Origin of the sequence: Micromonospora siamensis (assembly GCF_900090305.1) — a bacterium.
GTDB lineage: Bacteria > Actinomycetota > Actinomycetes > Mycobacteriales > Micromonosporaceae > Micromonospora > Micromonospora siamensis.
This window is the reverse complement of sequence record NZ_LT607751.1, coordinates 3391680-3417149: the sequence shown is the minus strand read 5'-3', so window position 1 is coordinate 3417149 and position 25470 is coordinate 3391680. Positions and strand designations below refer to the sequence as shown.

Sequence of the window (25470 nt, the reverse complement as noted above, 5' to 3'; positions counted from 1 at the left end):
GTGCCGGCCAGCGTGTCGTTCAAGCGGTGTCAGCTGTTCCAGTGCTGGGCGACCAGGTCGGCGGCCTGCTGCTCCCACTGCGCGTACGCATCCGGGTAGGCCGACACCTGCACCGTCTGCGCGGCGTCGGTCAGCGGCATGTCCTGCCACCCGTCGACCTGCCTCAGACCCTTCAGGAACGCAGTCGTCGAGTACTCAGGATCGGTGATCTGCTCCGGCGTTCCCCAACCACTGGACGGGCGCTGCTGGAACAGGCCCAGCGAGTCATGGTCATTCTTGTCACCCAGATGACCCAGGTTCTCCAACTTCGACTCCTGCAGACTCGTCGCGATCGAGACCACCGCGGCCCGCTCGGGCAGACCGGCCTTCTTCGTCGCGGCAATGATCGCCTTCACATTGCCGGTCTGCTCGTCGTTCAGATCGATGCGCGACTGCTTGCCCTGCACACCGTGCGGAATCAGCTTGCCGGCGTCCGGCTTGTCGGCCTGCACCGCCACCGCCACCGGCTTGCCGTGCACCGGCTCAGCGGCATGAGCGGCCACCGGACCGGCGAACACACCACCGGTGAAAGCAAGACCAGCAACACCCAGCACACTCTTGGTCAGCATCTTGTTCATGACGAAGCTCCTCGGGGGTCGGCACGCCACCCGACAGGGGACAGGCGACGCGCAAGCACCACGACAGGCGCTCGAAAAACAGGGGAAAGTCTTTGGTGTCCGGCACGGCCACGGACCCAGCGGGGCTCATCGCGGCCGGTCTCTCGCCTGCCCACCAGTCGGGGCCGGCGGAATGTCCGGCTCCCGGCCAGCCACCCGAACCCGAGGGCTCGTCGTGGCGGCGGACCAGGTGCAACGACCGCCGGCCCCACATCATTCCGGGGCCCGACCCGAGCCCACCAGGTATCGGCGCTGGCAGCCGGGGGCGCTGCTGCGGTCGTCCGGGTGGTGTAACGACCCGGCCCCGGCCGCCATTCCACCGCCGAGATGCCGCCGGCCACACCCAGAATCCGGACACTCGCCCCAGACTGCCCACGGGTGGCATCGACAACCCGGCCCCCAGAACCACAGGCCCCGCAGCCAGGGGCGATACCGGTCAACCGCCGCAGCCCCGACCACCGACTTCATCCGCCTACAGACCTGAGAGCACAGACGACTCACCCAGCGACCGCCCACATGGTTGATCCGGGAGGTCGACGCGACGGTCGCATCGCGGTCGCAGGCAACGGGCGAAAGCCCGTCCGGCACGGGACCGGTGAGTCATCCACGCTCTCAAGTCGGTAGGCACCCGAGCCACAGCATTCTGTCCCCACGACAACGGTCCCGGCCGGCCCGGCACCCCGGCACCGACCGGCACGCGCGGCAACCCGCGACCTCACCACCCGCCGGCCATTCACGAACCACCAGCCATCACCGACCGCACGCCCTCACCCGACCGCAGGCAGCCCTCACGAACCGCAGGACCTCACCCGGCCGCCGGTTCTCACCACCGGTCGGGCGACTCGCTGCCCTCGGCGCGTTCCTGCCCCCAGGTGCCGCCCCGGTAGACGGTGCCGCGGTACGCCCGGCCGGACGTCGGGGGGACGCCGGATTCCACGGCGTCGCCGGAGTCGGCACCCGCCCGTCGTGAGCGCCGGACACGGGACACCACGAACCACGCCAACCCGGCCACGCAGACCGCGATCACGACGTTCTGGAAGGTGCCCACGTATGACTCGACGAGGTGCCAGTTCTCGCCGAGCAGGTAGCCGGCGAGCACGAAGATGCTGTTCCAGATCAGGCTGCCCAGCGTGGTGTAGAGCAGGAAGGTCGGCACCGGCATCCGCTCGACCCCGGCCGGCACCGAGATCAGGCTGCGGAAGATGGGGATCATCCGGCCGAAGAAGACCGCCTTGGTGCCGTGCCGCAGGAACCACGCCTCGGTCCGGTCGACGTCGGCGAGCTTGACCAGGGGCAGCCGCTCGGCGATCGCGCGCATCCGCTCCCGTCCGAGGGCGGCGCCGACGTAGTACAGGGCCAGCGCCCCGAGCACGGACCCGAGGGTGGTCCAGGCGATCGCCCCGAACAGGCTCATCCGGCCCTGGCTGGCGGTGAACCCGGCCAGCGGCAGGATCACCTCGCTGGGAATCGGCGGGAAGAGGTTCTCCAGGGCGACGGCGAGCCCGGCGCCGGGCCCACCGAGCCGCTCCACCAGGCCGGTCACGAAACCGACCGGCCCGTCGGAGGTTGGCTCCGAAGCCACGGTACGGGGCCCGAGCACCAGCTGCGCGTCTTTGATCATCCGACAAAGTTACGGGGCGTTCGGTTCTTCGCCCACGCCCGGCGCACCGCTGTGCGTCCGACACGGGTCAGCCCGGCGGCTCCCGCGTGGCTACGGTGGACCGGTGACCGATCCCGTCGCCGACCCCACCCCGCTGGCCTCCGGCCGGGACGCCGACGTGTACGCCCTGGGCGCGGATCGCGTGCTGCGCCGCTACCGCCGCGGCGGCGACGTACGCGTCGAGGCCGAGGTGATGGCGTACCTGCGTGGGGTGGGCTATCCCGTGCCGCTGGTGCACCGCGCGGACGGGCCGGACCTGGAGCTGGAGCGGCTCTTCGGACCCACCATGGTCGACGCGCTCGTCGGCGGTGACCTCGACGTCCGGTCCGGGGGCGCGGATCCTGGTCGACCTGCACCGACGGCTGCACGCCCTGCCGGTGCTCCGGTCGGCCGATCCGGACCACGCGATCCTGCACCTCGACCTGCATCCGGCGAACGTGCTGCTCACCTCCGCGGGCCCGGTCGTCATCGACTGGCGCAACACCGACGAGGGGCCGCCGCCGCTGGACCGCGCGACGACGGCGCTGCTCCTGGCGGAGGTCGCCACCGAGCCGGCCGGACCCCTGACCGGCCCGGCGCACGAGTTCCTGGCCGCCTTCCTGGTCGAGGCCGGCCCGGCCGAGGCGCTGGACCGGGCGGTCGAGCTGCGGGCCCGGACCGGCCCGCACGCCCCCGCGCGGCTCGCGCCGGCGGCCTCGCTGGTCCGCGCGCTGGCACCGCGATGACCGCTCCGGCCAGCCCGCCCGACCGACCAGGGCTCAGCCAGCGTTGCGGCCACCGCGCAGCCGGTCGGCCGCGTCCAGCAGCCGCAGCAGGCCGTCGGCGGTGGCCGGGTCGAGCCGCTCCTTCTCCACCGCCTCGGTGACCTTCTCGCGCAGGTCGTCGACCCGCTTGGCCCGGTCCTTGGGCTTGCCCCGGTCCAGATCGTCGAGCTTGTCGCGCAGCTCGTCGGCGGTGTCCTCGTCGACGCGTCCGGCGCGCTCCGCCTGGTTCAGGAGGGCGGCGAACGCGGCGGCCACCTGCCGCAACGTCACCGGCACCGGCTGCCCGGCGGCCGGCGGCGCGGCGCTGGTCGCCGGCGGGGTCGGCGCGGGCGGCACGGTCGACGGCTCCGCGGCGGGGGCCTCGACGGGCGCCTCGGTGGCCGGCCTGGTGGGGGACGTCGCGCCGGGGGCTCCGCCGTCCCGACCCACCAGGGCGACCAGGCCGACCAGCAGGGCGAGGCCGGCGGCGACCAGCACGCCGAGCAGGCGGTTGGACCGCCCGGCGGCAGCCCGCGCCGGACGCGGAACGGCCCGGTCGATCATCGTTGGCGGGTGCCCGGCGCGGGCCGGGCCCGCACTCCCTGGGGCCGGGGCGAAGGCCGGCTGACCGACGGTCGCGCCGTGCGGCGGGTGGCCGGGGCGGGGCGGGACGGTGGGCAGCACGGCGGTGGGTGGGTCGGCGGGCTGTCCGGCCGTGAACCGGGTGGCGAGCTGCGCGGCGACCGGCCGGCGGGCCGGGTCGGGCGAGAGGCAGGCCAGGGTCAACGCGGCCAGGTCGGCCGGCAGCCCGGGCACCCGCAGCGGCGGTGGCGCGGCGGCCCGGGCGTGCACCGCCCGGGCGTCCTCCCAGGTACGCACGGAAAAGGGCGGTGCACCGGTCAGGGCGCGGTAGAGCAGCGCGCCGAGGGCGTACACGTCGCTGGCCGGGTCGGGCGGGCCGGCGGCGAGGCGTTCCGGGGCGAAGTACGCGGGCGTGCCCATCATCGGCTCGCCGGACCGGCCGGGGTGCCGGGGTCCGGCGATGGCGGCGATGCCGAAGTCGAGGACCTTGGCGCCGGTCTCGGTGAGCATGACGTTGCCGGGCTTGATGTCGTGGTGCACCACGCCGATGCGGTGCGCGGCGGCCAGCGCGCCGGCCACCTGTCCGGCCATCCGGACGGCGTCGGGCCAGGCGAGCGGGCCGGTGGCGAGCCGGTCGGCGAGGTTCTCCCCCTCGACGAGTTCCATCACCAGGTACGGCACGACGCTGCCGTCGGGCAGGGTCGCCTCGGCGTAGTCGTACACCTGGGTGACGTGCGGGTGGGTCAGCCGGGCGGCGGCGCGGGCCTCACGCCCGATGGTGGCCCGCAGTTGCGGGTCCGCAGCGAGCGGGGCGGCGAGGGCCTTGACCGCGACGGGCCGGTGCAGCACCTGGTCGTCGGCGCGCCACACCTCGGACATCCCGCCGAGGCCGATGCGCGCCCGCAGGACGTACCGATCGTGCAGCCTCAGGGCGGGCGTGAACGGCGACATGGTGCCCCAGTGTGCCTTCCCGCCGCCGTCGGCCACCACCCCGGTGCCGGTTTTCGCCCCGGCCGGGGGCGGATGGGCGCGGTGTCCGGTCGGTGGGGCGGCCCGGCCACCCGGAGCGGTCGGTCCGGGTGGCCGGCGACGTGGCCCGGGCCGGGTGACGGCGCGGGCGCACGGGCCCGCGCCGCACGGGTCGAACGGTCAGCCGGCGCAGGGCTTGGCCGGGGCCGGGGCCGGCTCCATCAGGTCGGCCAGCCGGCGCAGGGCGGTCGCCGCGAGCAGCCGGCTCGGCGCCAGGCGCGGCCGTGGTTCCCGGTGGGGCAGCACGGGGGCGTCCGGGCGGGCCGAGTTGACGTGCCGGGTGACGGCGTCGATGGCGAGGGTGTAGCCGGTCGGGTGCTCCATGGTCAGCTCCTTACGGGACGGGTGGAGGTGCGGACGATCAGTTCGGTGTCGAGCAGGACCTGCCCGGCGGCCGGGTCGGTGGGCGGTTCCAGGAGCAGTTCGGTGGCGATCCGGCCCTTCTCCTCGGCCGGTTGCCGCACCGTGGTGAGACCCGCCTCGGCGGCCTCGGCGACGTCGTCGAAGCCGGTCACCGAGACGGGATGCCGGTCGGCGGTCCGCCGGTCCCGGGCGGCCAGGGCGTCGAGCACCCCGAGCGCCAGCACGTCGGAGCAGGCCAGCACGGCGGTCGGTGGCGCGTCGTGGGCGAGCAGGGCGCGGACGGCATCGGCGCCGGCGGCCCGGCTGTTGTCGGTGGCGGTGAGCAGGATGACCTCGGACCACTCGACGCCGACCGCGGCGAACGCGTCGTGGAAACCGGCGAGCCGGCCCCGGGTGGTGGGGTGCGGCACGTCGTCCACGCCGGACAGTCGCAGCGGGCCCGACGGGCTGTCGGGCAGGACGCTGTCGCCGAGGAACGCCACCCGCCGGTGCCCGAGGGCGGCCACGTGCTCGGCGGCGGAGCGAGCCGCGGCCCGCTCGTCGATGGCCACGTACCGATGGTCGCCGCCCGCGCCGATCCGGGCGGCGGTGGTGACGTACGGCAGGCCGCGCTCACCGATCACGTCCAGCGCCCAGCTCTCGTCGCCGGCGCAGTAGACGCAGAAGCCGTCGACGGCGGCGTTCTCGACCGCCCGGCGCGCGCCGGCCGGGTCGTCCGGCAGGGGCACCAGCAGCAGGCTCGTGCCGTGCCGCTCGGCCGCCCGGCTGACCCCGGCCAGGAAACGGACGGCGAACGGGTCGGTGAACGCGTACGACAGCTGCGAGGTGAACAGGACGCCGATAGCGCCGACGAAGCCCCGGCGCAGTGACCGCGCGGTGGGGTTGGGGCCGGCGTAGCCGAGCTCCCGGGCCGCCGCCAGGATCCGCTCGCGCAGCGCCGGCGAGAGCTGGTCGGGCCGGCTGTAGGCGTTGGAGACGGTGCTGCGGGAGACACCGACGGCGTCCGCCACGGCTTGCAGGGTGGGCTTCACCGGATCCCCTTCTGAATCGATTCAGAACTGTATCGATTCAGAGACTACGCGCGCTCGTCGGCGTACGTCAATGGAGAACGGCGGAGGACAGACATGGAACGGCCCGGCGGCGCAGGGCACCACCGGGCCAAAACGAACGGGGGACGTCAGTTCTTGCGGGCCACCGCGCCGTACATGCTCACGTCGACCACCGACGGCCGGGGCTGCGGCTCGTCGTCGGCGCGCCACTCCGCCACCGACGTGACGCCCGGCTCGATCAGCTCCAGCCTCTCGAGGAAGCGGGTGAACTCCTTGCGGGTCCGAAGGTTGATCACACCGTGCGGACCGCCGCCCTTCGCCGCCGCCTTGGCCTCCTCGGCGATGTGCGGCGGAAGGTATTCGTGGGTGGCGTGCGAGGCGACCAGGTAGCTGCCCGCCGGCAGCGCGTCCAGCAGGCGGGTCACCGCGGCGTACGGGTCGTCGGCGTCCGGCACGAAGTGCAGCACCGCCACCAGCATCAGCGCCACCGGGCGGGACAGGTCGATGGTGCGCAGCAGGTCGGGGTGGCTCAGGATCCGCTCCGGATCGCGGACGTCGGCGTCGAGGTAGGCGGTCGCCCCCTCCGGCGAGCTGGTGAGCAGCGCCCGCGCGTGGGCCAGCACGATCGGGTCGTTGTCGACGTAGACCACCCGGGACTCCGGGGCGACGGCCTGCGCCACCTCGTGGGTGTTGTCGGCCGTGGGGATGCCGGTGCCGATGTCGAGGAACTGCCGGATCCCGGCCTCGCGGGCCAGGTAGCCGACCGCGCGCCGCAGGAACCGGCGGTTCTCCAGGGCGCTGGTGCGGATGGTCGGGAAGCGAGCCGCCATCGCGTCGCCGGACTCCCGGTCGGCCTGGAAGTTGTCCTTGCCGCCGAGCCAGTAGTTGTAGCGGCGGGCGGGATGCGCCACCGACGTGTCGATCCGGTCGCTGGGGTGCGGGGCGGTAGCCGGGCTGCCCGGAACGTCGGTGGTCAAGGGGGCCTCCGTCACGCTGCGCGGTATGTCCACTGTCACTGGTCGGACCATGCTAATGCTCCTCCCCCACCGCCGGTGACCCGGTCAGCCGGGGTACCGCTCCGCCAGCAGCCGGCCGAGGATCTCCGGGGTACGCTCCGGCGGCTCGGCCTCCACGCAGAGCCGTTCCATGGCCAGCGCGTAGAAGTCGAGGTCCTCGCGCTTGTCCAGGTAGATGGCGCTGGTGAGCTGTTCGATGTAGACGATGTCCGGCAGGTCCTGGTCGCCGAAGCGCAGGATGGTGAAGGCGCCACCGGCGGCGGCGTGGCCGCCGGCGTCGAAGGGGATCACCTGGAGGCGCACGTTCGGCGAGCGGGTGGCCTCGATGAGCGCGGTGATCTGCCCACGCATCACCGCCGCGCCGCCGATCGGCCGGCGCAGCGCGGCCTCGTCGACCACCGCCCAGAGCTGCGGCGGGTCGCTGCGGCGCAGCAGCTCCTGGCGCTGGATGCGCAGGCCGACCCGGCGGTCCAGCTCGTCCGGGGTGGCCGACGGGTGACCGAGCAGCACCACGGCGCGGGCGTAGTCGGCGGTCTGCAGCAGGCCCGGCACGAACTGGACCTCGTAGGTGCGGATCAGCGCGGCGGCGGCCTCCAGCCCGAGGTACGACTGGAACCAGGGCGGCAGGACGTCGCCGTAGCGGTGCCACCAACCGGGGCTGTTCGCGTCGCGGGCCAGCTTCAGCAGGGCGGCCCGCTCGTCGGGGTCCTTGACCCCGTAGAGGGTGAGCAGGTCGGAGACGTCACGCTCCTTGAAACCGACCCGACCGAGCTCCATCCGGCTGATCTTGGATTCGGAGGAGCGGATCTCCCAGCCGGCGCCCTCGCGGGTCACACCGGCGGTCTCGCGCAGCCGGCGCAGCTGGGCGCCGAGCAGCATGCGCAGCACGGTCGGGCCGGTGGCCGGGCCGCCCTCGGCGGGAACCATCGTCACGTGCCGCCCTCCGGATGCCTGCAGACGCGCCGCCGGGCGCCCCAGCCCGGCCGACGTGTAAGCATGCCATGAACGGTCAGTGAGAAGAACTCCTCCGGACGGACTTTCGGTCCCGTGGACGGGACGGTCAGTTGATCAGATGGTCGAAGTCCCCGTCGCGGGCGCCCAGGACGAAGGCGGCGATCTCGTCCACCGTGTAGATCAGGGCCGGTCCCTCGGGATGTCGCGAGTTGCGCATCGCGATGCCGGCGCCACCGGGCAGCTCGGCCAGCTCGACACAGTTGCCGCTCGGGTTGCTCCGCCGACTCTTCTGCCACTTGAGCACGGGCAGGAGGGTGACCGGAACGCCGTTCTGAGGCTGCTGCATGGCGCGTCCTTCGTGAAGAGCCTGCCGATGCCGCGGGGAGGGGCGGTGGTGGCCGGGAACGTCGAATGTGGACCTGGATGCACGTGCATCTGCTATTGCATCTGCATCGGACAGCGAGCATGATAACGCACGGGACCGGTACCCATCCGTTCACTTTGGGTTACCCCCAACCTGGCGACACGCAGGGAAAACGTGGCCTGACGCGGGGGCGGACGCCACCGTCGCGGGCCGGAGACAGCCGGTGATGGGAGGGCTCGTGCCGGATCCGTTGACCGTCGCGTCCGGGATCTCGGCGGCGGGCGCGCTGATCTCCGCCTGGCAGCTGCGCACCCGTGCCCTGCGGGCCGAGGAGAAGATCGGGCACCTCCAGGCGGAGCTGGCCGCCGAGCGGCACGCCGCCAGCCACGACCCGTTGACCGGGCTGCCCAACCGGCGGGCCTTCCACCGCCTCGCCGCCACCCTGCTCACCGACTCCGCCGGCCAGCCGCTGATCGCCGTGGTCCTGGACCTCGACGACTTCAAACAGATCAACGACCGCTACGGGCACGCCGCCGGTGACCAGGTGCTGATCTGCGTGGCGCAGCGGCTGGCCGCCTTCGCCGGCGACAACCTGGTGGCCCGGCTCGGCGGCGACGAGTTCGCCGGCCTGCTGACCACCCCCACCGTGGACCGGCGGTGGATCGACCACGCCACCCGCCGGCTCTGCGACTCCATGGCCGCGCCGATCCCACTGGGCTCACTGAGCCTGCGGGTCACCGCCTCGGTCGGACTGGCGCCGGTGACCGGCCAGACCCAGCTCGCCGAGGCGCTCTGCCGGGCCGACGAGGCGATGTACCGAGCCAAGAGCCTCGGCGCCACCCGGCCCCGGCGGGCACTGCTGGAGACCGCACGCCTCGCCGAGTGCTGAAGCGGCCCTCGGCGCGCCGGCCTCCCGGCACGCCGAGCCGAACCGCCACCCGGACGGGTCAGCGCCAGCCGTAGCCGGCGCGGAGCGCCTGCCCCACCCGCTCGAACCGCGCCCGGTCCAGCACCGCGCCCTCGCGCCGGATGCCGTCCTCGCGCATCGTGAGCACCCGGTCGAGGCGTACCCAGCTGGGTCGGTGGTCGCGGTCCCACTCGCCGGGGCCGAGCGCGAGCCAGTGCCGCTGGCCGTCCCGCTCACTCTGGCTGGAGAGCATCAGCCCGAACAGGGTGCGGCTGGAGCGCCCGACCACGAGCACCGGCCGGTCCTTGCCCTGCCGGGGATCGTCCTCGTAGTTCACCCAGGTCCAGACGATCTCCCCCGGGTCGGCCTGCCCGTCCAGCTCCGGGGCGTACGTCAGCTCCCGGCGTTGCAGGGCGGCCACCTGGCGCCGACGGGCGGCCTGCGCCGGGATCACCGCCGGGACACCGGCCGACGGCGCACCCCTCCCGGTGACCCGGCCAAGCCTCGACGCCACGTTCCTCAACAGGTTCGCCACGGCGGGCAGCCTAACCGCAGCCGGTCGACCGCGCAGCGGGCGGTGGTCACCCGAACCGTGCTTGACTGGCCGGATGGAGCTCCCGGACGACCTGCCCGTCATCGAACGCCGGGCGGTCCGCCTGGTGGTGCTCGACGGCGACGGGCGGGTGCTGCTCTTCCACACCCGCGACCCCGACCATCCTCGGCTCGGCACCTGGTGGGAGCTGCCCGGCGGCGGGATGGACCCCGGTGAGACGTACCTCGACACCGCCCTGCGCGAGCTGCGCGAGGAGACCGGCATCCGGGCCACCGCGGACCAGCTCGGGCCGCCGACCTGGCGGCGCCGGGCCAGTTTCGTGCACCGGCAGCTGCGGCACGTGCAGGACGAGGTGGTGCTGACGGTACGCCTGGCCGGCCCCGGCCCGGAGGTGGACGGCGCCGAGCGGCTCGACTACGAGATCGAGGACTACTTCGGATTCCGCTGGTGGCCGGTCGCCGAGATCGTCGCGGCGTCGGCCCGGTTCTATCCCGGCCGCCTGCCGCTGCTGATCGAGGACCTCCTGGCCGGTGGACAGATCGACGAGCCGTTCGAACTCTGGTCGTGACGAGCCGTGCCGACCGGCCGCCGGGTGGGCAGAGTGGAGGGATGACCCAGACTCCGCACGCCGCTCTCGCCCGCTACGCCGCCCGGCTGCACGGTTCGGTCGGCGACCGGCACCACGTCGCCTCGCCGCTCGGGGCCTGGCTGCTGCTGGCGCTCGGCGCCGGCGCGGCCACCGGTCCCGACCGGGACGAGCTGACCGACCTGCTGGGCGCCGACCCGGCGACGGCGGGCCGGTGGGCCGCCGCGCTGCTCGACCACCCGCACCCCTTGGTCGCGGCCGCGACCGCCGCCTGGCACCGGCCCGGGTACGACACCGCCGGCTGGGCGGGCTGGCGGGCCGCGCTGCCCGAGGCGACCGGGACCGGCCCGCTGCCCGGGCGGGACGAGCTGGACGCCTGGGTACGCGAGCACACCCTCGGCCTGATGGAGAGGTTCCCGCTGCCGGTCGGCCCGGACGTGCTGTTCGCCCTGGCCGGCACGGTGGCCACCCGGGTCTCCTGGGAGCAGCCGTTCGAGGTGGTCCGCGCCGACGCCCTCGGTCCGGGCAGCCGCTGGTCGGGGCGGCTCACCCGGGTGCTGCGGACGCCCCGGCACGGCCACCGGGCCTGGATCGTCGCCACCGGGCGGGCCGGCGACGTGGCCGTGCACGCCGCCGACGCCCGGGACGCCGACGGCGGCGGCCTGACCGTGGTGTCGGTCGCCGCCGCCCCCGGGGTGCCCGCCCGGGACGTGCTGGCCGCCGCCCACGAGCTGGCCCCCACCGTGCTCGACGGGGACGGCCCGCCCGGGCGTCGGTCCCTGTTCGAGCTGCCGCTGGGCGACACACCGCTGTGGACGCTGCGCGAGGAGACCGTCCCGACCAACGCCCCCGGTGGGCGGGAGGAGCGGCACGTCGCCACGCTGCCCTGCTGGTCGGCGGCCGACGAGCACGACCTGACCGCCGACGGGCTGGGCTTCACCACCGTCGGGCGGGCCCTGGCGGCGCTGGTGGGCGCGCCCGGAGCGGAGCTTGCCGCGCGGCAGGCCGCGGTGGCCCGCTACTCGCGGTACGGCTTCGAGGCCGCCGCGGTGACCGGGCTGATGGGGTTGGTGTCGCTGCCGCCCGAGGGGGTCGCCCGCACCGCCGAGCTGCGCTTCGGTCACCCGTACGCGGTGCTCGCGGTGGCCACCGACCGGCGCGGCGACGGGTCGGGCCCGTGGCACGGCCTGCCGGTCTTCTCCGCCTGGGTGGCCGAGCCGGCGGAGCTGCCGGCGGCCGAGGCCGGCGACCGGCCGGAGTGAGTCCGGGCGGGACCTCCGGCCCGGGTGGACCGGGACGGGTCCCGTTCCGACGGGGTCCGTGCGCCCCTGCCGGGCCGGCCGCCCGGCTCCTAGCGTCGAAGGGGGAACCGAGGAGGTCACCATGCGGACGTGGCAGGTGCGGGACGTGATGACGACGGACGTCGCGACGGTACGGGAGAACACCGCGTACCGGGAGGTCGTGGACGTGCTGACCGGCCGGCGGGTGACCGCGGTGCCGGTGGTGGACGGCGGCCGGCGGGTGCTCGGGGTGGTCTCCGAGGCGGACCTGCTGCACAAGGTGGAGCTGCTGGGACAGCCGCACGAGCGCCGGGTGTTCCCGGGCCGCCGGCGGCGGCAGGCCCGGATCAAGGCGGGCGCGACCCTGGCCGCGGACCTGATGACCGCCCCGGCGATCACCGTCGGGCCGGACGCCACGCTGGTCGAGGCGGCCCGACTGATGACCGGGCGGCGGGTCAAGCGGCTGCCGGTAGTGGACGACCTGGGTCGGCTGGTCGGCATCGTGACCCGCGGTGACCTGCTCGCGGTGCATCTGCGCCCGGACGACGACATCCGCCGGGACGTGGTGCAGGAGGTGCTGCACCGGGTGCTCGCGGTGCCGGACACCGCCGTCGACGTGACGGTGCACGAGGGCGTGGTGACGCTGACCGGCCAGCTCGACCGCTGGTCCACGGTGCACCTCGCGTTGCGGCTGACCGCGCAGGTCAGCGGCGTGGTGCAGGTGGTCGACGCGCTCGGGTACGCGGTGGACGACGCGCCGATGGCCGCGCTACGCCTCGGCGGCTCCACCCCGGCCGGCATCGCCTGAGGCGAGGGCGTCCAGCAGCAGGGCGGCGGTCCAGCCGAACGCGGCCGAGCCGAGGCCGGCGCCGGTGTCCGGGTGGAAGTACTCGTGGCAGCCGGCCCCGGCCACCAGGCCGATCATCGACCGGCGCAGTCCGGCGGCCAGGTCGGGGCGGCCGTGCGTGCGCAGTCCCCGCCAGAGAAGCCAGTTGAGGTTCATCCAGCTCGGCCCCCGCCAGTAGCGCAGCGGCTCGAAGTCGCCGGCGGTCCGGTCGTGGCTGGGCAGTGGCCGGTCCATCCGGCGGGCCAGCCCGAACCGGGCCGAGCCCGCCTCGGTCACCACCGCCGCGACCTGCCGGGGCGGCAGGTCGGGCAGGATGAGCGGGGTGAGGCCGAGCGCGGTCCGCGCGCTCACCAACCGGTCGGCGCGGACGTCGCGGGGCTGGAAGGTGCCGGTGACCGGGTCGAAGAGGCGGTCGACCAGGGCCTCGGTGATCCGCCGCGCGCGGTCGCGGTGCGGAACGGGGTCGGCGCCGATCACCCCGGCGATGTCGGCGAGGGCGTGTTCGGCGGCGCCCCGGGCGGCGTTGAACAGCGGGCACTCGACCAGGAACGGGTGGCGGTCGGCCAGGCCGTCGTCGCGGTAGTCGTGCCGGCGGTACGACTCGACCATCGCCAGGTAGCGCGCGTAGTCGAGGTCCGTGGGGCGGTGCGCGGCGTCGGCGTGCGCGGTGTCGTGCCGGGTGTACGCGCGCATCACGGCGGCGTCGGCGGGTACCGCCGCCATCGGCTCGTCCCAGGCGGGGCTGTTGTCCAGCCCGGACTCCCAGGGGTGGACAACGCAGGCCAGCCCGCCGCGGGCGACGTCCCGCCGCTCGGTCAGGTAACTCTGCTGGGCCACCAGGGCGGGATAGAGCTCGGTCAGCGCCGCCCGCGAGGCGGTCGAGGGCGCGCGGCGGTGCACCAGCCAGGCGGCGAGCGCGTGCACGGGCGGCTGCACGATCCCCGAGGTGGCCGCGGCCGGGGCGCCGTCGGCGCGCTCCGATCCCCAGAACTGCGGCCCCGGGAAGTACGCCCCGACCCGCAGCCGCGGGTTGAACACGATGTGCGGCACCCGGCCGTCGGCCCACTGGGCCGCGAAGAGGGTCCGCAGCTCCTGCCAGGCGCGGTCGGGGCGGACGTGGGCCAGTCCGATCGCGATGAACGCCGAGTCCCAGCTCCACTGGTGCGGGTAGAGGGTGCGCGACGGCACGGTGTGGTCGTGTTCCCAGTTGCCGTCCAGGGTGGCCACGGCGAGCCGGCGCAGCTGGTCCGCCTCGGCCGGCCCGCCCCCGTCGCCGGTCACCATGGGCGCGGCCGGTCCCGGGGCGGTCACGCGGCGGCCTGCCGGGGCTGGGCGTGCCGGAGCACGGTGGCGGCCTGTTGCAGGGCGCGTACGGGGTCGCCGCGCAGCCGGCACTCCAGGGCGAGCCAGCCCCGGTAGTCCAGCTCCAGCAGGGTGCGCAGCAGCGCCGCCCAGTCCAGGTGACCCGCACCGGGCTGGCACCGGTTGGAGTCGCTGACCTGCACGTGGCCGAGGTACGGCGCGGCGGCGCGCAGCGCCCGGTGCACGTCGTCCTCCTCGATGTTCATGTGGAAGGTGTCGGCCACCACCCGTACCGAGGGCAGCCCCACCGTGGCGCAGAGCGCGACCGCGTCCTCCAGCCGGTTGACCATGTGGTCCTCGTACCGGTTGAGGGGTTCCAGGAAGAGGGTGACTCCCTCGGCCCGGGCGTGCTCGCCCAGCTCGCCCAAGGCGTCGACGAGCACCTGCCGGTCGCCGGCGGGCGAGCGGGGCGGTTCGAACGGCGGCAGCCGGCGGGAGAACATGCCCCAGGCGGCCGGGGTCATCGCCCCGATGCCGCCGAGCTCGGCGATCACCGACAGCTGGGAGCGCAGGTTGGCCACGGCGTCGCGGGAGCGGGCCGGGTCGAAGTCGCCGATGAAGTGGTCCATCTCGACGCAGACGGTGGGCATGGCCACCCCGGCGGCCCGGGCCCGGCGCAGCTCGGGCAGTCGGCGGGCGAGGGCGAAGTCGGCGCGGCCGCGCAGTTCGATGCCGTCGTAGCCGAGGGAGGCGGCCAGGGCGTACTTCTGGATCAGGTCGGTGCCGGGGAGCAGCTGTTCCTGGCAGGCGATGGGAATGGTCATGAGAACCTCAGCACGACTTGTAGGACGTCACCGGCCCCGTGGTCGAGCAGCGCCAGCGCGTCGGCCACCGCGCTCGCGTCGACGACGTGGCTCACCAGCGGCAACGGGTCGACGTTGCCCTCGGCCACCAGTTCCATGAAGGTGTGCGCGACACGGGTGCCGGTCCACCGCCCGGCCATGCCCGGCGCGGGGGTGGGGCCGGAGACCTGCGCCGCCACCAGCTGGATGCGGTTGTGGTGGAACTCCTCGCCGAGGCCGAGAGCGTCGGCGGGGCCCTGGTAGAAGCCGGCTGCCACCACGCGGCCGGCGTGGGTGGTGGCCCGGATCGCCTCGTGCAGGGCCGGGTACGCCCCGGACAGCTCGAGGCAGACGTCCGCGCCGCGGCCGTCGGTGGCCTTGTGCAGGATGCCGGCGGCCGACTCGACACCGGCGTCGACGGTGAGCCGGGCGCCGAGCCGGGCGGCCATGGCCAGCCGGGCGGGCACCCGGTCGACGGCGACCACCCGGGCGCCGGAGAGCATGCCGAGCCGGGTGGCGAGCAGCCCGATGACGCCCTGCCCGAACACCCCCACCCAGTCCCCGAGGTGCAGGTCGGCGGCGAGGACGGCGGTGAGTGCGATGGCGCCGGGGCGGGCGAAGACCGCGGCCAGCGGGTCCATTCCGGACGGCAGCGGGGTGACCGCGCCGGCCGGTACGACCGCTTGGGCCCGGTGCCCCCAGATGCCCCAGACGGTCTGGCCCGGATGTCGGTCGGAGACGTCGGAGGCCACCTCGACCACCTCGCCGACCTCTTCGTAGCCGAAACCCACCAGCGGGTATGGCACGGGGGTCTGACGGGGTACGAACATCCGGGTGACGTCGTCCCAGTCCTTGCTGAGCCGGGGATTGCTGCCCCGGTAGAGAGTGAGCTCGGTGCCGGCCGAGATGCCGGAGTAGCAGGTGCGGACCCGCACCTGGCCGGGGCCGAGCGGATCGGAGGCGCAGGGCTCCAGACTGATCCGTCGGGGCCCGGCGAGTGAGACAACCCAATTGCCCATGAGTCACTTCCCGGAAGCGCCGGGTTGGTGCGAATGACAAAAATAGTTATATGTCTTGTAATTGATCAGTACAAGACGTTGAATCCTTCATGTACCCTTCGAGAGGAGTGCCACCGGTGTCATCCCCTCCGACGCGGATCCTCGCCTCAACCCTGATCATGGCATTGGCCGGGGCCAGCCTGCTGGCCTGCGGCAACGACGAGCCCAAGAGCGACAACTCCCAGATCACCGTCTGGAGCCTCGAGGATGTGGCCGACCGGGTGAACGCCACCAAGGCGATCATCGCGGACTACACCGCCAAGACCGGCGTCAAGGTCAACCTGGTCCCCGTCAACGAGGACCAGTTCCCCTCCCTCATCGCCTCCAGCGCGGCGGCCGGTGAGCTGCCCGACGTGGTGGGCTCGGTCTCGCTGGCCGGCATCCGTACGCTCGCCGGCAACGAACTGCTGCACCCGGACGCCAACGCGCAGATCGTCGACAAGCTCGGCAAGGAGACCTTCTCGCCCCGCGCCCTGGAGCTGACCTCCGACGACGGCAAGCAGCTCTCCGTCCCCAGTGACGGGTGGGGCCAACTGCTGGTCTACCGCAAGGACCTGTTCGACGCGGCCGGCCTGCCCGCCCCCGACACGTACGAGAAGATCACCGCCGCCGCGACCAGGCTGAACACCGGCGGCGTCGCCGGCATCACCGCGGCCACCGCCCCCGGCGACGTCTTCACCCAGCAGACCTTCGAGCACCTGGCGCTGGCGAACAACTGCCAGCTCACCGACGACGCGGGCGACGTGAAGCTGGACTCGCCGGAGTGCGTGGAGGCGTTCCGGTTCTACGGCGACCTGATGAAGAACCACTCGGTCAAGGGCGCGCAGGACGTCGACACCACCCGGGCCACCTACTTCGCCGGCAAGGCGGCCATGGTGGTCTGGTCGCCGTTCATCCTCGACGAGATGGCGGGGCTGCGCAACGACGCCAAGCCGACCTGCCCGCAGTGCGTGGCCGACCCGACGTTCCTGGCCAAGAACAGCGGTTTCGTCACCGCGATCAAGGGCCCGAACGCCACCGAGCCGGCCCAGTACGGCGAGATCAGCTCGTGGGCGGTCCTCGACGGCGCGGCCAGCGACCCGGCGAAGTCCTTCGTGGAGTACATGCTCTCCGACGGTTACCCGCGCTGGTTCGGCATGTCCCCCGAGGGCCGGTTCCCGGTCCGCAAGGGCACCGCCGACGACAAGGAGAAGTTCCTGACCGCCTGGCGGACCAGCCAGGCCGGGGTGGACGCCAAGAAGCCCCTCTCCGACGTCTACGGCAAGGACGTGCTCGACACCCTGGGCCGCAGCCCGGACACCTTCACCCGGTGGGGGCTGCCGCAGGGGCAGGGCAAGCTGGTCGGGGCGATCCTCGGTGAGCTGCCCGTACCCAAGGCGCTGGCCGACGTGGTCGGCGGCAAGTCCGACGCCGCCGCGGCGGCCAAGCGGGCCAAGAAGGACGTCGAGGCGATCAAGGCCGGTGTGAATTGACCACCACCGCGCCGGAGGCGGGCCGCTCCCCCACCCGGGAGCGGCCGCCCACCGGCCGCAAGCCGGTGACGCTGCGCCAGCGCGAGGCCCGCGCCGGGCTCGCGCTGGTCGCGCCGACCCTGCTCGTCGTGGTCGCGGTGATCGGCGTCCCGATCGTCTGGACGGTGGTCCTGGCCTTCCAGCGGGTACGCCTGGCCACGCTGCGCAAGACCGGGCTCTTCGGCGAGTTCACCATGTCCAACTTCGACCGGGTGCTGCACACCCCCGGGTTCGCCGACACGCTCTGGACCACCCTGCTCTACGCGATCGGGTCGACCTTCGGCTCGATCGCGATCGGCCTGGTCGCCGCGCTGGTGGTGCGCCGGCCGTTCAAGGGCCGCACCCTGGTCCGGGCGTCGATGCTGCTGCCGTACGTGGCGCCGGTGGTGGCCGTCGCCTTCCTCTGGCAGGTGCTGCTCGACCCGCAGCTCGGCCTGGTCAACAACTGGGGGCAGCGGTTCCTCGGCTGGGACACCCCCATCCCGTTCCTGTCCCAGGACTCGACCGCGCTGTGGACGGTGATCGGCTTCGAGGCGTGGCGGTACTTCCCGTTCGCCTTCCTCTTCCTGCTGGCCCGCCTCCAGGCGGTCCCCGGTGAACTGGAGGAGGCCGCCCGGGTCGACGGGGCCACCCCGACCCAGCGGTTCCGGCACATCCTGTTCCCGCAGCTGCTGCCGGTGATCGCGCTGCTGTCGCTGCTGCGGTTCATCATGACCTTCAACAAGTTCGACGACGTCTACCTGCTCACCGGCGGCGCGGCGGGCACCGAGGTGGTCAGCGTCCGGGTCTACCAGTTCCTCACCGCGCGTACCGACATCGGGGCGGCTGCCGCCCAGGCGGTCGTCCTGGCCGTCGTGCTGATCATCTTCGTCGGCATCTACCTGCGCTTCTTCACCGCACGGAAGGAGGCGTGATGGACCGGGACCAGATCGAGACGGTGACCCTGCGCTGGCTGCGCCGGGTGGTGATCGTGGCCTTCCTGCTGGTCACCGTGCTGCCCTTCTACTACATGCTGGTGCTGTCGGTACGCCCGATCGAGCGGCTGCTGCTCGACCCGGGGGCGCTGCTCGTGCCGTTCGGCGAGCTGACCGTCTCGACGTACGCCGAGGTGTTGAAGTCCGTCGAGGAGGGCGGGCAGGGCTTCCTCACCTTCATCCGCAACAGCGGCATCGTCGCGGTCAGCGCGACCCTGCTCACCCTGCTGGTCTCCATCCCCGGCGCGTACGCGGTGTCCCGGCTGCGGTTCTTCGGCCGGCGGCAGGTGAGCTTCCTGTTCCTGGCGGTCTACCTGTTCCCGTCGATCGTCATCGCGATCCCGCTCTTCGTGGTCTTCACCCGGGCCGGGCTGCGTGGTTCGCTGCTCGGGCTGGTGCTGGTCTACATCTCGCAGACCCTGCCGGTGTCGGTCTACATGTTGAAGAACTACTTCGAGACGATCCCGGTCAGCCTGGAGGAGTCCGCGGCGATCGACGGCGCCGGCCGGCTCGGCATCATCCGTCGGGTAAGCCTGCCGCTCGCCGCTCCGTCGATCATGGCGGTCGCGCTCTACGACTTCATGATCGCCTGGAACGAGTTCTTCTTCGCCCTGCTGTTCCTGGTCGACAAGCCCGACCGGTGGACGGTGTCGCTGGGCTTGTCCCTGCTCTCCGACGGCGTCGAGGTGCCGAAGACGGTGCTGATGGCGGGGTCGGTGCTGCTCACCCTCCCCATCGTCATCCTCTTCTTCGCCAGCGAACGCCTGCTCACCGAGGGCCTCACCAGCGGCGCCGAGAAGGGCTGAGCCCAGGGCCGGGCGGCGGAGGAAACAAGCCGGTCGAGCGTGATACCTCAGAGTCATCGATATGACTCTGAGGTATCACGCTCGGACGACTCCCATGGCCCCAACGGTCCGGCACGCCGACTCCGACCCGGAGGCCCGGCTCCGCCGTGGGCCCGGCCGGCGGGGCGGTTACCGTGGCGGCATGGCGAACCCGACCCGCTGGGTGACCGAGACCGGTCCCGAGCACTCGCAGTGGTACATCGACCGGTTCCGCCGGCTGGCCGCCGAAGGGGTGGACCTGGCCGGTGAGGGGCGACTCATCGACGCGATGGTGGCCCCGGGTTCGCGGATCCTCGACGCCGGCTGCGGCACGGGTCGAGTGGGCGCGGCACTGGCCCAGCGGGGCCACACCGTCGTCGGCGTGGACGCCGATCCCGCTCTGGTCGAGGCCGCCCGCGCCGACCATCCCGGGCCGCGCTGGCTGGTCGGTGACCTGGCCGAGCTGGACCTGCCGGCGGACGGCGAGGCCGAGCCGTTCGACGCGGCGGTCTGCGCGGGCAACGTGATGGCCTTCGTGGCGCCGGGCACCGAGCGGCAGGTGCTCGGCCGGATCGCCGCCCACCTGCGCCCCGACGGGCTGCTGGTGGTCGGCTTCGGCACCGACCGCGGCTACCGGCTGCCCGACTTCGACGCCGACACCGCCGCGGTCGGCCTGCGCCTCGAACACCGCTTCGCCACCTGGGACCTGCGCCCCTGGCACGACGAGGCCACCTTCGCGGTCACCGCCCTGCGCCGCCCGGCCGACTGACCCGTCAGCCGGGTGCGGCGACCGCGCGGGCCGCCTCCGGGTCGAGCGGACTACCGGCCGGCACCAGGCTGACCAGCCCGGCGGGCAGGCGTACCGGCCGCACGTCGCGGTAGCCGAGCATGCCGAGCACGGCCCGGTCGGCCAGGACGTACCGGCGCCCGAGATCGGTCACCACGGAGACGGCGCCCCCGGTGGCGCCCGGCGCGGCGACGCTCTCCACCACCGCGCCCCGGCCCGGCTCCACCAGGACGTGGTCGGCCAGCGGTGGACCACCGGCCGACGGCGTGGTCCGCGCGGCGCCGGTGAGATCCGGCAGCGAGCCGCCCAGCCGCAACTCCCGGGCGCCACCGTCGTCGCCGGTACGGGCGCAGACGCTGCCCCCCTCCGTGCCGGCCAGCCGGGGTGGTGAGGACGGCGGGGCGGCGGCGCCCCGGGGCACCCGGTCGCGCAGTTTGGGCAGTTCGGCGAAGCGACCGAGGCTGAGCTGCTCGGGCGCACCCTGGCCGGTACGGGCGAGCAGCAGGCTCGCCTGGAGCTCGGTGATCCCGGCCAGGCCCTCCCGCTCGACCACCGCGTACTGGCGGCCACCGCCGGTGTTGCGGACCAGGTAGACGGTGCCGACGGTGGCCCCCGGCACCCTGCGGGACGGCCCACCCAGCCCTGGTACGGCCAGCGGGGCCAGGTCGACGCCCGCGGTGAGGGTGTTGAGCAGGGCGGGCGCCACCGGGACGGCCCGTTCCCGGGTTGCGGCCAGCGCGGCGAGCACCCGGTCGGGGTCGCGGATCAGGTGTCGCCGCTGGTGCCAGACCAGGTGCAGGGTGCCGTCGGGGTGCCGCACCAGCAGCCCGTCCTCGCGCAGCGGTCGGCCTCCGGTGACGTCCCGGCCGATCAGCAGCGCCGAGCGGGCACCCGGGCGGTCCGGGTCGGCGCCGGGCACCGAGCAGACCGTCCAGCCGCTGGTGGCGAGCCGTCCGGGGGCGGGGAGTGAGTCGGGGGCGTCGGCGATGCCGAGCGGCAGCCCGCGCGGCACCCCCTCGATCGACCGGCGGGAGACCAGCACGGTCCTCGGCTGCTCCGCGCCGATGATCAGCAGCGCCGACGCGTAGTTGAGCACCGGGTGCAGCTTGTCCTGCCGGTAGACGAACCGGGCGCCGGACTCCTTCTCCACGATCACCGCGTCCGAGTCCCGCCACTTGGTGCCACCGCTGGCGAAGAGTCCGTACAGTGTCGAGCCGCCCAGGGCGATCGCGGCGACCAGGACGCTGGCCAGCCCGGCGCCGGCGAGCCGGCGAAACGGCGACCTGGCCGGGTCCGTCTCCCGCATCACCAGGGCGGCGACCGCCCGCTGGACGGTGAACTGGTACGAGTGCAGCTGGTCCTGCCGCGACGGCATGCGGTCCCTTCCGGCGATACGGTCGGCGCACAGGATAAGCGTTCCGTCGACATCCCGGGGACCCTGCGTGTCCGCCGAGCCGCCGCCACCCGGCCCGCCCGAAGCCCCTCGGGCCGAACACGACCCACCCGCCGGTCGGGGCGGCCGGACGAAGCGGCGAGGCAGCCGGCACGCCGGTCCACCCGGCCGGACCCCACGGCTGATCCGGACCGGGCCGGCCGGGGCGTAGCGTCGCCGCGTGATCACCGCCGCCCGCCGACCGGGACTCCGACCCGCCGTGCCCCGCCGCGGCCCGATCGCCGACGCCACTCGTGGCCCCGACTCCTCTCGGCCGGCGCCGACGCTCGCGGCGCTGGCCGCCGCCACCTCGGCGCTGACCCCGGTGAGCTGGGCGGGCACGCTCTTCGGCGGGTGGTTGCTGACCGCCGGGCCGGTGGGTTCGGGCAGCGGGGAGGCGGCCGGCTGGGAGCCCTGGCTGGTCGTGACCGGACCGGTTGCCCTGCTGCTCACCGCCACGGCGGCGGTCACCCTGCGCTGCCGGGGCGCCTCCGGGCCGGCGTCGGTGTTCGGGGCCGTCGCGTTGGCCGGGGTGGCGGGGGCCGCGCTCTGGCGGTGGTGATCGGCGGGCGTACCCGGCCGGGGATGGCCCGGGCGGCATCCGTCCAGGTCGTGTGGCCGCATGCCGGCCCGGGCGGGATGGTCGGGCCGGTAGCATCCGACGACGGAACCGGCCGGAAATGAGGGACCGCGTGGGCATCCGATTCGAAGAACTGGCCTGGCGGGAGACCCCGATCGGGGAGATCAGCCTGCGCCGGCGCCGGGACCCGTCGCTCGACCTGGACGTGTACGAGGTCAAGCTCGACGACGAGTTCCTGATGTCGAGCCTGTTCCCGGTGGCGGAGATCGAGCTGGCCCGGCTGGGGCTCGCGCCGCTGACCGGTGACGGTCTGGACGTGGTGGTCGGCGGCCTGGGCCTCGGCTACACCGCCCGTACGGTGCTGGAGGAGGCCCGGGTCCGCTCGATGGTGGTGGTCGAGGCGATCGAGGACGTCATCGACTGGCACCGGCGGGGCCTGCTGCCCTTCGCCGAGGGGCTGGCGGCGGACCCGCGTACCCGGTTCGTGCGGTCCGACTTCTTCGCGGCGGTGGAGAGCGGGGCGGGCTTCGACCCGGACGACCCGGACCGGCTCTTCCACGCGATCCTGCTCGACGTGGACCACTCCCCCCGGCACGTGCTGCATCCGTCGCACGCCGGTTTCTACACCGTGGAGGGGCTGCACCGGATGGCCCGCCACCTGCGCCCGGAGGGGGTCTTCGCGCTCTGGTCGAACGACCCGCCGGACCGGGAGTTCCAGCGGATCCTGACCGAGGTGTTCCCGACCTCGCTGGCCCACGTCGTCCGCTTCCCCAACCCGTTGCAGCGCCGCGAGTCGGCCAACACGGTGTACGTCGCCCGCCGCTGACCGGCGGCCGGCATGGGCGCGGCCGGAGCGGGAAGGCGGGGCCGGGTGTCCCCGCCGGGGACACGTCGGTCACGGGAGGCGAACATGCGGGCCCTGCTCTGGGTCGTCGGCGTCGTCGGCGGCGCGCTCATCCTGCTCGGGTTGCTGCTGGAGGCGGCCCGCTGGCTGGTGATCATCGGTTTGATCGCCCTGGTCGCGGTGATCGTCCTGGCCTTCGTCAAGGGTCGCCAGTCGGTGCGTTCCCGGCGCTGATCCCGACCACCACGCCCACCTACGCTCCCGTAGGTTACCAACGCGTAGGTTAATCTGGGCGGCGTTGGCGGTGAGCGAGGAGGCGGCGATGGACCGTACCGACCAGAGGCCCTGGCTGCGCAGCTACGCCCCCGGCGTACCAGCGGAGATCGACCTGCCGGACGGCTCGCTGGTCGACCTGCTGACCGACGCCGCACACCGCTTCGGCCCCCGGGTGGCGCTGGACTTCTTCGGCGCCACCACCACGTACGCCGAGCTGGCCGGGCAGGTGTCCCGCGCCGCGGAGGCGCTGCGCCGCCTCGGCGTCGGTCGCGGCGACCGGGTGGCGCTGGTGCTGCCGAACTGCCCCCAGCACGTGGTCGCCTTCTACGCCGTGCTGCGGCTGGGCGCGGTGGTGGTCGAGCACAACCCGCTCTACACCCCGCAGGAGCTGGAACACCAGCTCGCCGACCACGGCGCGCGGGTCGCCGTGGTGTGGGACAAGATCGCCCCGGCGGTGACCGGCCGGGCCGAGGTGCGGACGGTGATCGCGGTCGACCTGACCCGGGCGCTGCCCCGGCGCAAGCGCTGGGCGTTGCGGCTGCCGCTGGCGAAGGCCCGCGCCGCCCGGGCGGCGATGACCGCGCCGGCCCCCGGCGCGCTGTCCTGGGCGGAGCTGCTCGCGGCGGCCACCCCGCTGGCCGCCGACCACCCGGCGCCGGGCGCCGGGGACACCGCGCTGCTCCAGTACACCGGCGGCACCACCGGCACCCCGAAGGGCGCCGTGCTCAGCCACCGCAACCTGCGGGCCAACGCCGCGCAGGGCCGCGCCTGGGTGCCGGGCCTGCGCGACGGCGAGGAGACCGTGTACGCGGTGCTGCCGCTGTTCCACGCGTACGGGCTCACCCTCTGCCTCACCTTCTCGGTGGGCATCGGCGCGACCATGGTGCTCTTCCCCCGCTTCGACCTCGACCAGGTGCTCGACGCCGTCGGCCGCCGGCCGCCGACGTTCCTGCCCGCGGTGCCGCCGATCTACGAGCGGCTGGCCACGGCGGCCCGGGAGCGGGGCGTCGACCTCACCTCGGCCCGGTACGCCCTCTCCGGTGCGATGTCCCTGCCTCCGGCCACGGTCGAGTTGTGGGAGTCGGTGACCGGTGGGCTGCTGGTCGAGGGGTACGGGATGACCGAGGCGTCCCCGATCGCGCTGGGCAACCCGGTCTCCCCCGCCCGCCGCCCCGGCACGGTCGGGATCCCGTTCCCCTCCACCGACGTGCGGATCGTCGACCCGGAGGACCCGTCCCGGGACCGGCCCACCGGTGAGCCCGGCGAACTGCTGGTCCGCGGACCGCAGGTGTTCGGCGGCTACTGGCGTCGCACCGAGGAGACCGCGCAGGTGCTGTTGGCCGACGGGTGGCTGCGTACCGGCGACGTGGTGGTGATGGACGACGACGGCTTCGTCAGCGTGGTCGACCGGATCAAGGAAATGATCATCACCGGCGGGTTCAACGTCTACCCGTCGGAGGTGGAGGAGGCGCTGCGCCGGCTGCCCGGCGTACGCGACGCCGCCGCGGTGGGGATGCCCGGCCCGGACGGGGCCGAAGAAGTGGTGGCCGCCGTGGTGCTGGACCCCGACGCCGCGGGCGAGCCGGAGGAGATCCGGGCCGCCTGCCGCCAGCACCTGGCCGGCTACAAGGTGCCCCGCCGGGTGGTGCCGGTGGAGGAGCTGCCCCGCTCCCAGATCGGCAAGGTCCTGCGCCGCGAGGTCCGCGACCGCCTCCTCGCCGGCGACTGACCGGCCCGCTGCCGGCCGGCGGCCCGACCCGTATGGTGTTGCCGGCGGTGACGGCGACGCGGGACGGGTGACGGCAGGTGACGATCGAACGCACGTCGGTGCTTCCGACCGACGAGCAGATCCGGGCGTTGCACGAGCGGTTCGCGCCGAGCGAGGAGGCGTTCGAGCTGGTCCACACCCACTGCCGGATCGTCTGCGAGGTCGCCGAGCAGCTGCTCGACCGGCACGGCGCACCGCTGGACGTCGAGCTGGTACGCGCCGGCGCCCTGCTGCACGACATCGGCGTCTACCGCCTCTACGACTCGACCGGGCGCCTGGACCACGCGAACTACCTGCGGCACGGCGTGCTGGGGCACGCGCTGCTGCGGGACCTCGGGCTGCCCGACGAGCTGGGCCGGTTCTGTTCCCACCACACCGGGGTCGGACTGACCCGCGAGGACGTGCGACGCCAGGGCCTGCCGCTGCCCGTGGACGACTACACCGCCGACAGCGAGGAGGAGCAGCTGGTGATGTACGCCGACAAGTTCCACAGCAAGTCGACGCCGCCCGCCTTCCTCACCTGCGCGTCGTACGCGGCGAAGGTGAGCCGGTTCGGCGCGGACAAGGTCGCCGGCTTCGCGGCGCTGGTGGAGAAGTTCGGCGAGCCGGACCTGACCGGCCTGGCGCGCCGCCACGGGCACCGGATCAGCTGACGGGCCTGTTCCGGGCGGCACCGCCCGCGG

28 protein-coding genes are annotated in these 25470 nt (G+C 73.9%); 14 read left to right on the top strand and 14 right to left on the bottom strand.

Annotation, left to right across the window (positions count from 1 at the left end):
- Positions 1-29: 29 nt before the first annotated feature.
- The 3 genes from GA0074704_RS15695 to GA0074704_RS29455 form a co-directional block, all read right to left on the bottom strand.
- Positions 30-617: a hypothetical protein gene (locus GA0074704_RS15695; protein WP_088971203.1), complete on the bottom strand. Its 588-nt coding sequence runs from the start codon at positions 615-617 to the stop codon at positions 30-32.
- Between the two features lie 862 nt (positions 618-1479).
- Positions 1480-2277 carry a DedA family protein gene (locus GA0074704_RS15690; RefSeq protein WP_088971202.1) on the bottom strand — a complete coding sequence of 266 codons (798 nt, stop codon included), beginning with the start codon at positions 2275-2277 and terminating at the stop codon, positions 1480-1482.
- Between the two features lie 67 nt (positions 2278-2344).
- Complete coding sequence (locus tag GA0074704_RS29455; RefSeq protein WP_231926462.1) at positions 2345-2554, bottom strand: hypothetical protein; 210 nt, start codon at positions 2552-2554, stop codon at positions 2345-2347.
- A gap of 70 nt (positions 2555-2624) precedes the next feature.
- Here GA0074704_RS29455 and GA0074704_RS29450 point away from each other — a divergent pair, with 70 nt between their 5' ends.
- Complete coding sequence (locus tag GA0074704_RS29450) at positions 2625-3041, top strand: phosphotransferase (RefSeq protein ID WP_231926460.1); 417 nt, start codon at positions 2625-2627, stop codon at positions 3039-3041.
- Positions 3042-3074: 33 nt separating this feature from the next.
- Here GA0074704_RS29450 and GA0074704_RS15680 read toward each other — a convergent pair whose 3' ends face one another.
- The 6 genes from GA0074704_RS15680 to GA0074704_RS15655 all read right to left on the bottom strand — a co-directional run bounded on the left by GA0074704_RS15680 (position 3075) and on the right by GA0074704_RS15655 (position 8398).
- Positions 3075-4592: a serine/threonine-protein kinase gene (locus tag GA0074704_RS15680; RefSeq protein WP_088973709.1), complete on the bottom strand. Its 1518-nt coding sequence runs from the start codon at positions 4590-4592 to the stop codon at positions 3075-3077.
- 198 nt (positions 4593-4790) lie between these two features.
- Complete coding sequence (locus GA0074704_RS15675; RefSeq protein ID WP_088971201.1) at positions 4791-4994, bottom strand: hypothetical protein; 204 nt, start codon at positions 4992-4994, stop codon at positions 4791-4793.
- A 2-nt stretch (positions 4995-4996) separates the two neighbouring features.
- Complete coding sequence (locus GA0074704_RS15670) at positions 4997-6064, bottom strand: LacI family DNA-binding transcriptional regulator (RefSeq protein WP_088971200.1); 1068 nt, start codon at positions 6062-6064, stop codon at positions 4997-4999.
- A 146-nt stretch (positions 6065-6210) separates the two neighbouring features.
- On the bottom strand, positions 6211-7059 hold the full coding sequence (locus GA0074704_RS15665; RefSeq protein ID WP_088973708.1) for an SAM-dependent methyltransferase: 849 nt from the start codon (positions 7057-7059) through the stop codon (positions 6211-6213).
- A gap of 84 nt (positions 7060-7143) precedes the next feature.
- Entirely contained in the window at positions 7144-8031 is an 888-nt protein-coding gene (locus GA0074704_RS15660; RefSeq protein WP_088971199.1) for a helix-turn-helix domain-containing protein, read from the bottom strand.
- A 127-nt stretch (positions 8032-8158) separates the two neighbouring features.
- On the bottom strand, positions 8159-8398 hold the full coding sequence (locus GA0074704_RS15655; protein ID WP_088971198.1) for a DUF397 domain-containing protein: 240 nt from the start codon (positions 8396-8398) through the stop codon (positions 8159-8161).
- A 256-nt stretch (positions 8399-8654) separates the two neighbouring features.
- Here GA0074704_RS15655 and GA0074704_RS15650 point away from each other — a divergent pair, with 256 nt between their 5' ends.
- Complete coding sequence (locus GA0074704_RS15650; protein ID WP_088971197.1) at positions 8655-9305, top strand: GGDEF domain-containing protein; 651 nt, start codon at positions 8655-8657, stop codon at positions 9303-9305.
- A 58-nt stretch (positions 9306-9363) separates the two neighbouring features.
- Here the strand turns inward: GA0074704_RS15650 and GA0074704_RS15645 are convergent, their stop codons facing one another.
- Positions 9364-9858, bottom strand: a complete 495-nt coding sequence (locus GA0074704_RS15645) for a type II toxin-antitoxin system PemK/MazF family toxin (protein WP_088971196.1) — start codon at positions 9856-9858, stop codon at positions 9364-9366.
- 73 nt (positions 9859-9931) lie between these two features.
- On the opposite strand from GA0074704_RS15645, the gene GA0074704_RS15640 reads away from it, so the two are divergent.
- From GA0074704_RS15640 to GA0074704_RS15630, 3 genes are all read left to right on the top strand, one after another.
- Complete coding sequence (locus GA0074704_RS15640) at positions 9932-10444, top strand: NUDIX hydrolase (RefSeq protein ID WP_088971195.1); 513 nt, start codon at positions 9932-9934, stop codon at positions 10442-10444.
- A 41-nt stretch (positions 10445-10485) separates the two neighbouring features.
- A complete protein-coding gene (locus GA0074704_RS15635; RefSeq protein ID WP_088971194.1) occupies positions 10486-11724 on the top strand; it encodes a hypothetical protein in 1239 nt (412 codons plus the stop codon).
- Between the two features lie 121 nt (positions 11725-11845).
- Entirely contained in the window at positions 11846-12550 is a 705-nt protein-coding gene (locus GA0074704_RS15630; protein ID WP_088971193.1) for a CBS domain-containing protein, read from the top strand.
- Here GA0074704_RS15630 and GA0074704_RS15625 read toward each other — a convergent pair.
- From GA0074704_RS15625 to GA0074704_RS15615, 3 genes are read right to left on the bottom strand one after another with little or no spacing between them, the layout of a single operon-like run.
- Entirely contained in the window at positions 12512-13873 is a 1362-nt protein-coding gene (locus GA0074704_RS15625) for an MGH1-like glycoside hydrolase domain-containing protein (protein WP_088971192.1), read from the bottom strand. The two genes, GA0074704_RS15630 and GA0074704_RS15625, sit on opposite strands and share 39 nt — an antisense overlap.
- A gap of 23 nt (positions 13874-13896) precedes the next feature.
- Positions 13897-14715, bottom strand: a complete 819-nt coding sequence (locus GA0074704_RS15620) for a sugar phosphate isomerase/epimerase family protein (protein ID WP_088971191.1) — start codon at positions 14713-14715, stop codon at positions 13897-13899.
- Positions 14712-15752 (bottom strand): zinc-dependent alcohol dehydrogenase, encoded by a 1041-nt coding sequence (locus GA0074704_RS15615; RefSeq protein WP_088971190.1) that lies wholly within the window; start codon positions 15750-15752, stop codon positions 14712-14714. Before GA0074704_RS15615 ends, GA0074704_RS15620 begins: the two co-directional genes overlap by 4 nt.
- Before the next feature lie 116 nt (positions 15753-15868).
- On the opposite strand from GA0074704_RS15615, the gene GA0074704_RS15610 reads away from it, so the two are divergent.
- The 4 genes from GA0074704_RS15610 (at position 15869) to GA0074704_RS15595 (ending at position 19869) form a co-directional block, all read left to right on the top strand.
- Positions 15869-17263: an ABC transporter substrate-binding protein gene (locus GA0074704_RS15610; protein ID WP_088973707.1), complete on the top strand. Its 1395-nt coding sequence runs from the start codon at positions 15869-15871 to the stop codon at positions 17261-17263.
- Entirely contained in the window at positions 17260-18216 is a 957-nt protein-coding gene (locus GA0074704_RS15605) for a carbohydrate ABC transporter permease (RefSeq protein ID WP_088971189.1), read from the top strand. The genes GA0074704_RS15610 and GA0074704_RS15605 overlap by 4 nt, the downstream gene beginning before the upstream one ends.
- Positions 18216-19082, top strand: a complete 867-nt coding sequence (locus GA0074704_RS15600) for a carbohydrate ABC transporter permease (RefSeq protein WP_088971188.1) — start codon at positions 18216-18218, stop codon at positions 19080-19082. Before GA0074704_RS15605 ends, GA0074704_RS15600 begins: the two co-directional genes overlap by 1 nt.
- A 181-nt stretch (positions 19083-19263) precedes the next feature.
- Positions 19264-19869 carry a class I SAM-dependent methyltransferase gene (locus GA0074704_RS15595; protein ID WP_088973706.1) on the top strand — a complete coding sequence of 202 codons (606 nt, stop codon included), beginning with the start codon at positions 19264-19266 and terminating at the stop codon, positions 19867-19869.
- A 4-nt stretch (positions 19870-19873) separates the two neighbouring features.
- Here the strand turns inward: GA0074704_RS15595 and eccB are convergent, their stop codons facing one another.
- Positions 19874-21262 (bottom strand): type VII secretion protein EccB, encoded by a 1389-nt coding sequence (eccB, locus tag GA0074704_RS15590; RefSeq protein ID WP_088971187.1) that lies wholly within the window; start codon positions 21260-21262, stop codon positions 19874-19876.
- A 238-nt stretch (positions 21263-21500) separates the two neighbouring features.
- On the opposite strand from eccB, the gene GA0074704_RS15585 reads away from it, so the two are divergent.
- From GA0074704_RS15585 to GA0074704_RS15570, 5 genes are all read left to right on the top strand, one after another.
- On the top strand, positions 21501-21881 hold the full coding sequence (locus tag GA0074704_RS15585; RefSeq protein ID WP_088971186.1) for a hypothetical protein: 381 nt from the start codon (positions 21501-21503) through the stop codon (positions 21879-21881).
- A 130-nt stretch (positions 21882-22011) separates the two neighbouring features.
- The gene (locus GA0074704_RS15580; RefSeq protein ID WP_088971185.1) at positions 22012-22725 is read left to right on the top strand and encodes a polyamine aminopropyltransferase; all 714 of its coding nucleotides are present in this window, start codon (positions 22012-22014) and stop codon (positions 22723-22725) included.
- Between the two features lie 84 nt (positions 22726-22809).
- Complete coding sequence (locus GA0074704_RS29060; protein ID WP_172880565.1) at positions 22810-22977, top strand: hypothetical protein; 168 nt, start codon at positions 22810-22812, stop codon at positions 22975-22977.
- 70 nt (positions 22978-23047) lie between these two features.
- Entirely contained in the window at positions 23048-24748 is a 1701-nt protein-coding gene (locus GA0074704_RS15575; RefSeq protein WP_269458925.1) for a long-chain-fatty-acid--CoA ligase, read from the top strand.
- Positions 24749-24825: 77 nt separating this feature from the next.
- Positions 24826-25440 (top strand): HD domain-containing protein, encoded by a 615-nt coding sequence (locus GA0074704_RS15570; protein ID WP_088971184.1) that lies wholly within the window; start codon positions 24826-24828, stop codon positions 25438-25440.
- Positions 25441-25470 lie beyond the last annotated feature (30 nt).